General features: G+C 72.9%; 9 protein-coding genes. 2 read left to right on the forward strand and 7 right to left on the reverse strand.

Translation table 11 applies throughout. The annotated features are described in order from the left end of the window. Positions 1 to 20 precede the first annotated feature (20 nt). Both JOF36_RS31990 and JOF36_RS31995 read left to right on the forward strand, forming a co-directional pair. On the forward strand, positions 21 to 302 hold the full coding sequence (locus JOF36_RS31990; RefSeq protein WP_210034266.1) for an MGMT family protein: 282 nt from the start codon (positions 21 to 23) through the stop codon (positions 300 to 302). A 39-nt stretch (positions 303 to 341) separates the two neighbouring features. Then, positions 342 to 1823 (forward strand): serine hydrolase domain-containing protein, encoded by a 1482-nt coding sequence (locus JOF36_RS31995; RefSeq protein WP_210034275.1) that lies wholly within the window; start codon positions 342 to 344, stop codon positions 1821 to 1823. Between the two features lie 131 nt (positions 1824 to 1954). On the opposite strand, the gene JOF36_RS32000 is transcribed toward JOF36_RS31995, so the two are convergent. The 7 genes from JOF36_RS32000 to JOF36_RS32030 form a co-directional block, all read right to left on the reverse strand. Then, positions 1955 to 2719, reverse strand: a complete 765-nt coding sequence (locus tag JOF36_RS32000) for a putative protein N(5)-glutamine methyltransferase (RefSeq protein WP_210034277.1) — start codon at positions 2717 to 2719, stop codon at positions 1955 to 1957. Positions 2720 to 2739: 20 nt separating this feature from the next. Next, positions 2740 to 3462, reverse strand: coding sequence for a sirohydrochlorin chelatase (locus JOF36_RS32005; RefSeq protein ID WP_210034279.1), 723 nt, complete (start codon positions 3460 to 3462; stop codon positions 2740 to 2742). Continuing rightward, positions 3459 to 4658: a uroporphyrinogen-III synthase gene (locus tag JOF36_RS32010; protein WP_307862693.1), complete on the reverse strand. Its 1200-nt coding sequence runs from the start codon at positions 4656 to 4658 to the stop codon at positions 3459 to 3461. The genes JOF36_RS32005 and JOF36_RS32010 overlap by 4 nt, the downstream gene beginning before the upstream one ends. Before the next feature lie 77 nt (positions 4659 to 4735). Beyond that, positions 4736 to 5116 carry a nitrite reductase small subunit NirD gene (gene nirD, locus JOF36_RS32015; protein WP_210034281.1) on the reverse strand — a complete coding sequence of 127 codons (381 nt, stop codon included), beginning with the start codon at positions 5114 to 5116 and terminating at the stop codon, positions 4736 to 4738. Further along, complete coding sequence (nirB, locus tag JOF36_RS32020) at positions 5113 to 7653, reverse strand: nitrite reductase large subunit NirB (RefSeq protein ID WP_210034283.1); 2541 nt, start codon at positions 7651 to 7653, stop codon at positions 5113 to 5115. The genes nirD and nirB overlap by 4 nt, the downstream gene beginning before the upstream one ends. A 164-nt stretch (positions 7654 to 7817) precedes the next feature. Continuing rightward, positions 7818 to 11060, reverse strand: a complete 3243-nt coding sequence (locus tag JOF36_RS32025; protein WP_210034284.1) for a DEAD/DEAH box helicase — start codon at positions 11058 to 11060, stop codon at positions 7818 to 7820. A 313-nt stretch (positions 11061 to 11373) separates the two neighbouring features. Next, complete coding sequence (locus JOF36_RS32030) at positions 11374 to 12819, reverse strand: FAD-dependent oxidoreductase (protein ID WP_210034285.1); 1446 nt, start codon at positions 12817 to 12819, stop codon at positions 11374 to 11376. Positions 12820 to 12924: the final 105 nt, after the last annotated feature.

Below are 12924 nucleotides of genomic sequence, written 5' to 3' on the forward strand. Positions count from 1 at the left end.
GCCGGGACGAGGATCCGGGTGTGGACTCCGAGACGGTGGAACGGGTGCGGGACGTCATCGCGTCGATCCCGCCCGGTCAGACGCTCAGCTACGGCGAGGTGGCCGAGCTCGCCGGCCTGCGCTCGGCCCGGCTGGTCGGGCGGATCCTCGCCGAGGACGGCGGTGACCTGCCCTGGCACCGGGTGCTGCGCTCGGACGGCCGGGCCGCCCCGCACCTCGCGGCCGAGCAAGCGGCCCGGCTGCGCGCCGAGGGGATCCTGATGGTGGACGGGCGGCTGCCCCGGGAGCACCGTCGCCGTTGACGCTTGTACGTAATTCCGTAGTTACGTACTATCGACACCATGACGGACACCGCGCGGACCGCCGCGCCTGCCATCCCGCCCGCCACACCGGCCGGGGCGCGGCGCCGGGGCGTGCTGCTCGTGTCCGCGGCGCTGGTGGGTGGTCTGTTGCTGGGCCTGGCCGTCGGACCGCACGAGCCGCGTGCCGACGAGCCGTCCGGTGATCCGGAGCTGGCCGCGGACCTCGAGCGGGCGTTCGGGGACCCGCGGGGGTTCGGCGCCGTCACCGCCGCCCGGGTGCGGGACGGCGCCGTCGCCGTCGCCGGCCTCGGGGACACCGGCGTCGTCCCCGGCCCGGACACCCGCTACGAACCCGGCTCGATCGTCAAGACCTTCACCGGGATGCTGCTGGCCGACGGCATCGAGCGCGGCGAGCTCCGGCTCACCGACCGGCTCGGGACCTGGCTCCCGGAGCTGGGCGGGTCACCCGCCGGGTCGGTGACGCTGCAGGAACTGGCCACGCACTCGTCCGGCCTACCGTCGGTCCCGCCCGCCACCGCCGCCGCGTCCGTCGGGCCGGTCCTGGCGCACGAGAACCCCTACGGCGTCCCTACAGCCCAGCTGATCGACGACGCACGCGCCACCCCGCTCGGCGAGCACGGCACCTACGCCTACTCCAACCTCGGCATGTCGCTGCTCGGGCACGCCGAGGCGCGCGCGGCAGGCGCACCGGACTGGCCCACGCTGCTGCGCACGCGGCTGCTGGACCCGCTCGGCATGACCGCGACCCGGATCACCGTCGACGGCCCCGATCCGGCCGTCGTGCCGATGCTGTCGAACGGATGGCGGGCGCCGTCCTGGTGGGGCGAGGGCTTCGCGCCGTCGGGGACGTCGGCCACCACGACCGTCACCGATCTGGCGCGGTTCGCCGAGGCGGTGCTCGCCGGGCGGGCCCCGGGTACGGCCGCTCTCGAACCGATCGCCCCGGCCGGGGGGTCCGGGGAGATCGGCCTGGCCTGGCACGTCACCGAGGTCGGCGACCGCACCGTGACCTGGCACAACGGCGGCACCGGCGGGCATCGCGCGCTGCTGGTTCTCGACCGGGAGCGCGGCGAGGCCGTCGTCGTCCTGAACAACACCGACCGCTGGGTCGACGAGCAGGGCATGGCGCTGCTGCTGGACACGTCGTCCACCACCGGCCCGGCGACCGCACCCGCGATCTGGGTGACGGCGGCGATCGGCCTGCTGATGCTCGTCGGCTCGGCCGTCTCCCTGCTGCGCACGGGCAGCCGGACACGACTGGTCGGCGCCGTACTCCTCGGCGGTTCCGCGCTGGTCCTGCTCCTGACCCAGGGGCCGTGGGCGGTGGTGCCGGGTGCGGTGTGGGCCGCTCTCGCCGCGGGATGGGTGGCCTGCGCGGTGCTGGGGCTGCGGCGGTGGCCCGTCCTGCCGGCCGGCTCCGGCGGGTGGCGCAGGATCGGTGACGGCGCGGTGGTGCTGCTGGGTGGCGCCCTGCTCGCGGCGGTGGCCTGGATGGCGTGACCGCTCCTCCCCGGGGCCGACCTGGACCGGCCGACCGCCGCCGGCGAGGGCGGTGGTGCGTCACGGTGAGCAGAGCAAAGCGACGCGAGAACGCCCCCGTCCTCCGCGGCGCGCCACGGAGTCCGCGCAGGTCAGCGCGACGCACGCCCTGCGACCCAGGTCGCGTCGCGCTCGTCGTCGGTCCCGGTCGAGGGCTCCAGCCCGTGCCGGGCGAACGCCTCCTCCAGCACGGGTGCCTGGGCACGGCTCGTCTCGATCAGCAGTGTCCCGCCGGGTGCGAGCCACGCCGACGCGCCCGCGGCGACCCGGCGGGCGGGATCGAGGCCGTCGTCGCCCCCGTCCAGAGCGCTGCGCGGTTCGTGGTCGCGGGCCTCGGGCGGCATGTCCGCGACCGCGGCGGCCGGGACGTACGGGGTGTTCGCGACGAGCACGTCGACCCGGCCGCGCAGCGACGGCGGCAGCGCGTCGAACAGGTCCCCGGTGTGCACCGTTGCGGTCCCGGCGAGGTTGGTCGCGGCACAGACGGTGGCGGCCGGGTCGACGTCGGCAGCGTGCAGCTCCACCGGGACCCGGCGGGCGATCGCAAGACCGAGCGCCCCGCAGCCGCAGCAGAGGTCGACCACGACCGCGCCGGGGTGCAGCTCGGCGACCGCCGCGTGCACGAGCCCCTCGGAGCGGCGGCGCGGGACGAACACCCCGGGCGCCACCCGCACCCGGAGACCGTCGAACGCGACCCAGCCGAGCAGGTGCTCGAGCGGTTCCCCGGCGATCCTCCGGCGGACCAGGTCGTCGCGCGCGGCTCCGGTGGCGGCTGCGGCGAGCAGCGCGGCCTCGTCCTCGGCGAACACGCAGCCGGCCGCGCGCAGCCGCGCGACCAGGTCGGCGTCGATCACCATGCGATCCTGCCGCGCACCGCTCAAGCGGCGCGTTCGATTTCCGCCGCGCCGGCGGTGTAGCGGTCCAGCAGCGCCCGCACGACGTCGTCGTGCACACCCAGCGCGTCCGCGACGACGTCCGCGCCGGATTCGCGTACCCGGTCCTGGAACACGCCGGGCGCGAGCAGCCAGGACGCCACCGCCACCCGGCCCGCCCCGGCGCCGCGCATGCCCTCGACCAGCGCGGCCACGGTCGGCGTCCCGGTTGCGGCGAACCCGACGCGGACCCGCCGCCCGACCAGCGAGGACAGCATTCCGCCGGCCTGCCGGACCTGGTCGACCGCGTACGGGTCGGAGGAGCCGGTGGCCGCCAGCACGACGGCGTCCCCGTCGCGGTACCCGGCGGTACGCAGCCGGTCCAGCGCGGCCGCCGCCAGGAGCGGGTCGGGCCCCATGGCGGGGGTCGTGCGGAACCGGAGCGGGTCGGCGCCGGCCTCGGCGAGCTGCGCGGGCAGGTCGGTGCGCACGTGGTAGCCGGCGGCGAGGAACGCCGGGACGATCACGGCGCCGTCGTGCCCGCGCTCCCGTAGCGAGCGGACGGCCTCGGCGACCGTCGGGCCGCGGACGTCGACGTAGCAGACCTCCACCTGCGGCCCGTGGGCCGCGACGGCCGAGGCCAGCGACCGGATGACGGCGTCGGCGGCGTCGGACCGCGACCCGTGCGCCACGAGCAGCAGCGGCAGCGCGGAGTCCGGACGGCTCACCGATCGTCCTCCGGGACGTCCGCGCAATGCCCGTCGTGCCCGGGCTCCAGCGCGAGCCGGTAGCCGCGGCGGACCACGGTCTGCACCAGCCCGGGGACACCGAGCGCGGCGCGCAGCCGGCCGATGGAGTTCTCGACGGCGTGCTCGTCACCGGCCCCGCCCTGGGCTGCGAGCAGCTCGGCGCGCGACACCACCCGTCCGGGGCGACGAGCCAGCACCCGCAGCAGTGCCATCGGTGTCGGCGGCAGCGGACACAACCGGCCGTCGACGACGACGGCGTGCCCGCGCAGTTCCAGCAGGTGCCCGGCGATCGGGAGCCGGCGGGCCCTGGCCGGCGCGGCCGACTCGCAGGTCCGCACCATCGCGCCGAGCCGGGAGCGCTGTGGCTGCACGGTCGGCACGTCCAGGCTCTCCAGCGGCGCCGCCGTGACCGGTCCGACGCACAGTGCCAGCACCGGTCCGCGCAGCGCGGTCAGCAGGTCCTCGCGCAGGCCCCGTTCGGCGGCGCGGGCGAGGATCCCGGCCGCGGCGGGCGCGCTGGTGAACGACAGGACGTCGATCCCGCCGGCGAGCGTGGTGTCGATCAGCCGGTCGAGCGGTCCGATGTCGACCGGCGGCGCCCACCGGTAGACCGGCACGGTGACGACCTCGGCGCCGGCCAGCTCGAGCGCCTCGACGACGTCGGGCAGCGGCTCCCCGTGCAGCTGCACGGCGATCCGCCGGCCCTCGACACCGCGTTCGAGCAGGTACTCCAGCACCTCCGCGGTGGATTCGGACTCCGGCGACCAGGTGTCGACCAGACCCGACGCCCGGATCGCACCGCGCGCCTTCGGCCCCCGGGCCAGCATCTCGGACCGGCCGAGCGCGGCGAGGAGTTCCTCACCGAGACCCCAGCCGTCGGCGGCCTCGATCCAGCCGCGATAGCCGATCCCGGTGGTGGCGACGGTGATGTCGGGTGGTGCGGCGACGAGCTCGCGGGTCCGCGTCTCCAGGCGCTCGTCGTCGGAGAGCCCGACGATCCGCAGCGCCGGGCCGTGCTGGACCACTGCTCCACGACGTTCCAGCATCGTGGCGAACTCTTCGGCGCGCCGGGCCGCGGTGATCCCGACGGTGAACCCGGCGAGCGGCGGGACGGGCTGTGTGTCGGACGCTGCACCGGTCCCGGCTGCGGTGTCCTGTGCGGCGGATCGGGTCACCCGTCCTCCGTTCCTCCGGACGGTCGCCATCGGCCGCGGGGCGGCGGGGAGCCCGGGTGCGTCGACAGCATCCGAGCTCACCGTATCCCGACCTGCACGTTCCCGCCCACGACCCGGACGGCGAACGCGGGGAGGCTCACATTCTCGTCGTCCAGACAGCGGCCGTCGCGCAGCGCGAAGACCTGCTTGTGGATCGGCGAGGCGACGGTCGGTTCCCCGGCCCGGTCGCCGACCAGCCCCCGGGACACCACGCCGGCGCCGGTGAACGGGTCGATGTTGCCGACCGCGTGCAGCGAGCCGTCGGCGAGGCGGAACAGGGCCACCTGGACGTCGCCGACCAGCGCGGCGGCGCCGCGCCCGGGCAGCAACCGCTCCACCGTGCAGACGGTCAGCCAGCCGGTGGGTTCCTCTCCGGTGCGGGCGGGCGGGCCGGCACGTACGTCCAGCTGGGCGGTCATCGCGGGGACACCTCCGGGAGGCCGATGAGGACGGGTTCGCCCGGCCGGGCGGGAGCGGGGATCGGCTGGCCCCGCTCCTGTACGAACCGGATCGCCGGGTCGGGCGTCTCGGGCGCGTTGACGAAGGAGACGAAGCGGGAGAGCTTCGCCGGGTCGTTCAGCACGCCGACCCACTCGTCGGCGTAGGACTCCACGTGCCGGTGCATCGCCGCGTCCAGCTCCGCGCAGATGCCGAGCACGTCGTCGACGATCACCGACCGCAGGTGGTCCAGGCCGCCTTCCAGGGACTCGATCCACGGCGCGGTGCGCTGCAGCCGGTCGGCGGTGCGGACGTAGAACATCAGGAACCGGTCGATGGTCCGGATCAGCGTCGCGGTGTCGACGTCGGCGACCAGCAGCTCGGCGTGCCGTGGGGTGAAGCCGCCGTTGCCGCCGACGTAGAGGTTCCAGCCGGTCTCGGTGGCGATCACCCCGAAGTCCTTCGACCGGGCCTCGGCGCACTCGCGCGCGCAGCCCGAGACACCGGACTTGAGCTTGTGCGGCGAGCGGAGCCCCCGGTAGCGCAGCTCCAGCTCGACGGCCAGCGAGACCGCGTCCTGCACCCCGTAGCGGCACCAGGTCGTCCCGACGCAGGATTTCACGGTGCGCAGCGACTTCCCGTACGCGTGCCCCGACTCGAAGCCCGCATCGACCAGGCGCCTCCAGATCGCCGGCAGGTCCTCGACCCGGGCGCCGAACATGTCGATCCGCTGGCCACCGGTGATCTTCGTGTATAGCCCGAAGTCGCGGGCGACCTCGCCGATGACGATCAGCCCCTCGGGTGTCACCTCGCCGCCGGCGATGCGTGGGACGACCGAGTAGGTGCCGTTGCGCTGCAGGTTCGCCAGGAAGTGGTCGTTGGTGTCCTGCAGCGACGCCCGCTCGCCGTCGAGGACGTGCTCGTTGTGGAGGGTGGCGAGGACCGAGGCGACGACCGGCTTGCAGATGTCGCATCCGGTGCCGCGACCGTGCCCGGCGATCAGGTCCGAGAACGACGTGATCCCGGCCCCGGCGACGATCTGGAACAGCTCGGCGCGGGAGTGGTCGAAGTGCTCGCACAGGGCCCGCGAGACCTCGACGCCCTGCTGTTCGAGGATCCGCTTCAGCGTCGGGACGCAGGATCCGCAGGTGGTTCCGGCGCGGGTGCAGGCCTTCAGCGCCGGCACGTCGTGCGCGCCGCCGTCGATCGCCGCGCAGAGGTCGCCCTTGGTGACCGCGTTGCAGGAGCAGATCTGCGCGGAGTCCGCCAATGCGGACGCATCCGGCTCGGCACCGCCCTTCGAGATCAACGTGACCGGGTCGTCCGGGAGCCGCGCGCCGACCAGCGGGCGCAACGCGCCGTACCGGGACGCGTCGCCGACCAGCACCCCGCCGAGCAGGGTAGAGGCGTCGTCGGAGACGACGAGCTTCGAATACGTCCGGGCGACCGGATCGTCGACGACGATCTCCAGCGCGCCCTCGGTGGAGGCGTGCGCGTCACCGAAGCTGGCGACGTCGACACCCAGCAGCTTGAGCCGGGTGGACATGTCGAGCTCCTCGGGCGTCATCCGCGCCGGTCCGCCGAGCAGGCGGTCCGCGACGACCTCGGCCATCGCGTACCCGGGCGCGACGAGGCCGTAGGTGCGCCCCTCCAGCGCGGCGCACTCCCCGATCGCCCACACGGCGTCGTCGACGGTGCGGCAGCGGTCGTCGACGAGCACCCCGCCGCGGTCGGCGACGGGCAGGCCGCAGTCGCGGGCGAGCCGGTCGGCGGCGCGGATGCCGGCGGAGAAGACGACGACGTCGGCGTCCAGCTCGACGCCGTCGGACAGCGTCGCGACCAGCCGGCCCCGATCTCGGGCCACCCCGGTCAGTGAGACCCCGGTGCGCACCGCGATGCCCTGGTCGGCGACGAGCGTGCGCAACAGCGCCCCGCCGCCCTCGTCGACCTGGGCCGGCATCAGCCGCGGCGCGATCTCGACGACCTGCGGCGACAGCCCGAGCGACCGCATCGCCCGCGCGGCCTCCAGCCCGAGCAGCCCGCCCCCGACGACGACCGCGGACCGCCGTCCCGGCGCGGTGGTCGCCACCGCGGCGGCGGCCGCCTCCGTGATCGCGTCGAGGTCGTCGAGGGTGCGGTAGACGAAGCACCCCGGGAGGTCGCGCCCCTCGACCGGCGGGACGAACGGGTACGAGCCGGTGGCGAGCACCAGCGCGTCGTAGTCCACGGTCCGCCCCGAGACCGTCGTGACCCGGCGGGCGTCCCGGTCGATCCGCGCGACGGCGTCGCCCAGGTGGTGGGTGACCAGCGGGTCGTCGCGCAGGTCCTCGTCGTCGAGGCGCAGCTCCTGCTCGGAGACACCGTCCACGTAGGACGACAGCGCGACCCGGTCGTAGGCGCGACGGGCCTCCTCGCCGAGGACGGTGATCTCCCAGACCCCGCCGGTGTCGCGATCGCGCAGCGCCGACACCAGCCGGTGCCCGACCATCCCGTTCCCGACGACGACCAGACGGCTCATGCGCAACCCCTTCGCAACGATCGATCGCCACGACGGTAGGAAAGCGGAGTTACGCTGGGACGGCCCTCGGTTGCATGGGCGTTACGAGGTCCTCATTCAGCAGAGACCAGGACCGTGAGTTCCGGTCCGCTCAGCATGGTCGGCCCTGCGTGACAGGTCCACCGTTACGTCGACGAGCCTTCACGGACCGGCAACATGCGAGCCGCGGTCGAGAAGTACGGGAGCGCGGACCAGCTCTGCCGGTCTCCGATCACGCACAGACACTGGCGCGCTCGGGAGACGGCCACGTTGAGCAGATTCGGGGTCTCGGCCGCCCACTTGCGCGCGCCCTCCGTACCTCCGCCGAGGACCAGAATGACGACGTCGGCCTCCGTTCCCTGCACCGAGTGGAGGGTGCCGACCTTCACCTCCTTCTGCACCCGGCTGCGGGCGTCCCGCCGCACGTCCGTGAACGGCGTGATCACCCGGATCTGCTCGGCGCCGATGCTGAGCCGCAGCAGTGCACCGACGACGGCCACCAGCTGGTCCAGCTCGGCATCGACGACATTGCCCTGCGCCTCGCCCCGAACGTCGAACCACATGCTCGGTCGAGGGAACGAGGGGTCCTTTCGAAGGGTGCCGAAGACCATCGGAGCGTGGGCGTAAGCGATCTCGTTACAGATATCGAACATCAGGCGATCGCAGCGACGGTGGACCCGCAAGGGCGCCCCGACCCAGTCGGGCCCCGGGTCCACAGCCGTCGGATCACCGGGCGGGGCCGCGGTACCGAATCGGTTGACGCGGTCGGCGGCAGTTTGCGCGGATCGCCGGTCCGGCAGCCACTGCTCGTCGACGCCGTAGTGCCGGGCGAGTGCGCGCTGCGCGGGAACGGGAAGTGACACGATCGGCTCCAGCTGCATCGGATCGCCGATGATGACGGCTCGTCGGCAGCGCGCCAGCCCGCCGACGACCGCCTGCGGTGTGGCTTGTCCCGCCTCGTCAACGAGCAGCCACCCGAGATCGTTTCGGCCGAGCCCGTGGAAGAGCCGCGGTAGCGAGGCGAACGTGGTCGATACGACCGGGACGACGAGGAACAACGCCTGCCACGCCGCACGTACGACAGGCCGTGGGAGGGATCGATCGCCGCCGAGCACCCGGCTTGCTGTCATGAGCATCCGTGTCAACTGCCGAGAGGCCGTCCGGAGAAATGCCTTGTGGAGCTTCAGTGCAGCAAGGAACAAGCGGGATCGCGCCGCATCGAGGTCCCCGTCGGCCCAGGGGGCCGTCATCTCGAAGGTGTCCTCGTCCGCAAGCGGATCCGGCGCGCGCAGCCCGCTACTGGCCAGCAGGTCCTCGTCTCGGGCGAGAGCGACCAAGCATACTTCGCGCTCCCGATCCAGGTTCGCCAGCACTTCTATAAGGCCTTGCACCGCCTCAGCTGCCCGTTCCAGCCCGCGCTCGACGCGGTCCTGCGTATCGCGTAGCTCCCGGTGGCGCGCAATCAGCTCGGCACGCTCTTCCAGCCATCGACGCCGAACTCGCCAAACGGTGAAGAGCGCATCCCAGAAACCAGGCCGTTCCGCACTCTGTCGGTCGAGATCGGCATCCAGCCGGACCAGACGCTTGCAGATCGTGTCGAAACGGGCGCGGTGGCGTTGCTCATTACCGCGTTGAACGGCCAACTCCTCGTCAACCTCTCGCCGCTCGCGCTCGATCACCTCTACTCGACTCCGGCGTACCGCAACGCGGTCGTGAGCGGCGACGATGCTGACCTGCCGACGGACCAGCTCGTCGACCTCACGGCGCGCCGAGCGGTATCGTTTCACGGAATCGGTCCAAGACAATCCCGGCTCGGACTCATCCAACCAGTTCTTGAGGCCCGTACGCCGAGGAGGGTCCGGACATCCAGCTCGTCGTGGAGGGCCGTCCCCCCAGACGACCCTGCTGGTGAACTTGCGGTTGTTCCCCCTCTTACCGAGCGCTGCAGCGACGAGTCCCCAGGTCTCCTTCTCTACCAGGTCATCGGCGAGTTCCGGGAAGTAGTCGCAGTAGGTTCGGGCGTCGAACTCGGTGGCGACAGCCGACGCGTCCGGAATCTCGTGGGTAATGTTCTGAGCAGCGTCGTTGCCGTTCGTCGCAACGACCATCTCGAATCCGGTCAGCTCCGGCCGCAACACGTGGATCCATCGCTTCCGTTCACCGTCGTCATAGGTCTCCTCGCCCGCGAACGCCTGCTCGGGACGGTCGAGGTTCGCCATGACGTCGGCCCGGTCGACGACGAGCGCGGCGACGAGGTCTCGCAGTAGGGTGGTCTTGCCGGTGCCTGGCGGCCCATTCACCGCGAACACGCCCTCGCCGCCGGTGAGGTCGTCGCGAATGGCGTCGACGGCGAACTGCTGGGCCATCACCAGCGGCTGCGAGATCTTCTCCGGCCATCGTCCCGCCGGCTTGCGTTCCGGCCGCACGGCGGCCAAGACGGTCTCACGGTCCTGGCGAACGTCGATCCGGGTCGATCGCTCGAGGCCCGCGTCGTCGGTCAGGTAGTCGAGCAGGGCCCGGCCCGCGTCACCTTCACCCACTGACCGAGCGATCCGGTCCAGATCGTCAACAAGCATGCTGTTCAGCATCGGTGGATCGATCGATCGATCGGGCTGCTCGGGCCGACGTAGCCGCAGCCAGCACTTCACCCGGATTCCGGACGGCGCGAGCGCGTCGCCGATGTCGAGTGCTGCCGCCAGGTCCTCGACGAACTCGGCCAGATGGCGAGCGGTGACGTAGTCAGCGGTCGCGTCAAGGCGAGCCGGAGTTCGCGTCGGCGTCGCCGGCTTCTCTGAGGCATCGCCGGAGCCAGTCGTTTCGGAACGGCGAAGGCTGAGGACCCTCTCGACGAACTTCCCTGCCACAGCTCCGACCACACCGCCGAACAGCGGCCCGGCCACGGCGCCAACGGCGGCCGCGGTCACGCCGGTCACGGCTGTCCCGGTTGATCTCGCTCCCTCCTCGAGCGCGTCGGTGGCTGCCGAGGAGAAGTGCCGTCCGACAACCGCAACGACGTGGCTTTCGGGCCTGCCACCTGCAGAATCGGGCTCCGACGTATCGGAACTGGGTGGTTCAGGACCACTCAACCCAGCCAACCCTCGTCGCAGAGCTTCCTGCTCGTCGTCCAGCCCGTCAAGCCAGCCACTGTCGGTCGGCCCGGGCCAGCTGAGTCGGCCGGTTGCCCAGGCAGCGCCTGACAGCACCGACGACTCTGGAGCAATGACCCCGCGGCCGTCGACGACGAAGCCTGCGACGGCGGAGAGCGTCTCCTTCTTGCGCGGGATATGGGGCGACTCCGGCCCGAGCACCCGTTCCAACTCGGTCACCACTCGCGCCGTCGGATAGAGGCCGAGGTAGACGGTGTAGCACCATTCGTACTTCGAATCCAAGGGGACGTTCCGGAGCGGATGGTCCGAGTGCCAAGGTAGTGGCCCATCCGGCTCGATGTCGACGACTCGCTCTTTGTCGCTCCAACTCGCGTCGGGAACGTCCTGCGGGTCGAAGAACTCGACCGCTCGCCAGAAACGCAGGACGTCCGAGGCTCGTCTCAGCGTGCTCAATCGATCCCCCACCGTCGTCGATCACCCTCCAGGGTATGCGATGACAGGACACTGTGGAGTTATCCAGCTAGGCCAGATGCCCATCTCGGACACCGGGTGCGTTCCGGTATGTGGAGCAGCCCGACTCTTGGCCCCTCCCCCGTCACACCGCGTCCGCCTGCCACAGGTCGACAGCGGTGGGGTCGGCGCGGCCCAGCCAGTCCCGGATCCCGCAGACGGCGTCCCGGCAGCTGCCGCAACCGGTGGTGGCACGGGTCCGGCGGGCCAGCGCGTCGACGTCGGTGGCGCCCGCACGCCATGCGGCGACCAGTGCGTTCTTGGTGACGGTGTTGCAGCGGCAGACGATCGCGGTGCCGGGCAGCCGGCCCGGGTCGGTGACCGGTGCCGCCTCGCCCGGCAGCGCCCGGCCGAGCAGCAACGCGAGCCGGTCGGACGGGGCGGGTGCACCGGAGTCGTAGAGCCCGGTGATCGTCGCGGCCGCGTCGGGCAGCCCGATGAGCACGGCGCCGGTGACCCGGTCGGCGCGCAGCGAGAGAACCCCGTAGCGGCCGCGGTACGGATCGGAGATCCGCAGCTGTTCGTCGCCCGCGTCCACGTCCCCGACGGCGGCGAGGTCGATGCCCTGGGCCTTCAGCCGGGTGACCGGGCGGGTGCCCCGGTACCGCGCGGCCGGGTCGGTCCCGGTCAGCAGGTCGGCGAGCACGGCGGCCTGCTCCCAGCCGGACTGCACGAGTCCCGGTGCGGCGCCGGGGTGCTGGGCGCAGTCGCCGATGGCGTGCACCCGGCCGTCGTCGGTCGCGAGGCGGTCGTCGACACGGATCCCGCGGTCGACCGCGAGCCCGGCGTCCGCGGCGAGCACGGTGTTCGCGCGGACCCCCGTGGCGACGACGACGGCGTCCGCGGCGATCCGGGACCCGTCGTCGCAGTCCAGGCCGGTGGCCGGGTCCCAGGCCTTGGCCCCGACGCCGCACCGGACGTCGATCCCGATCTCGCGCAGCGCGCCGGCGAGGACGTCGCCGGCCTCGGGGTCGAGCAGGCCCTCCATGAGATGCGTGCGCGGATGGACGAGGGTGACGGCGACCCCGCGCCCGGTCAGCCCGCGTGCGGCCTCCACTCCCAGCAGTCCACCGCCGACGACGGCGACCCGGGCCCCCGGCACAGCCGTGGCGAGGATGCGCTCGCAGTCGTCCAGGTCGCGGAAGACGCTCACACCGGATGCGGGGACACCGTCGGCGCCGAGCCCGTCGACCGGCGGGAGCCACGCCCGGCAGCCGGTGGCGAGCACCAGCTCGTCGTAGTGGTGGGTGGAGCCGTCGTCGGCGTGCACGACGCGTGCGGCCCGGTCGATCCCGGTCACGGCGACACCGAGGTGCACCTCGACCCCGTCGGCCGCCGGGAGCGCGACCATCCCGGGGCGCAGTCCGCCGGCGAGCACGGTGGAGAGCAGGACCCGGTTGTACGCCGGGTGCGACTCGGCGCCGAGGACGGTCAGCGACACCCGTGCACCGTCCGGATCGCGCCGGCGGACCTCCTCGGCGAACCGGGCACCGACCATCCCGTTCCCGATCACCACCACGTGCCTGCTCATGGGACCGACGGTAGGAACGGCTCGTTACGCACAGACGCCCCGCGATTGCCCCGGGGTTACAAGGTGCTCATTCCGCGCGCCCCCACCCCGTGAGCCGCCCCCGGA

Origin of the sequence: Pseudonocardia parietis, assembly GCF_017876315.1 — a bacterium.
GTDB classification, from domain to species: Bacteria; Actinomycetota; Actinomycetes; order Mycobacteriales; family Pseudonocardiaceae; genus Pseudonocardia; species Pseudonocardia parietis.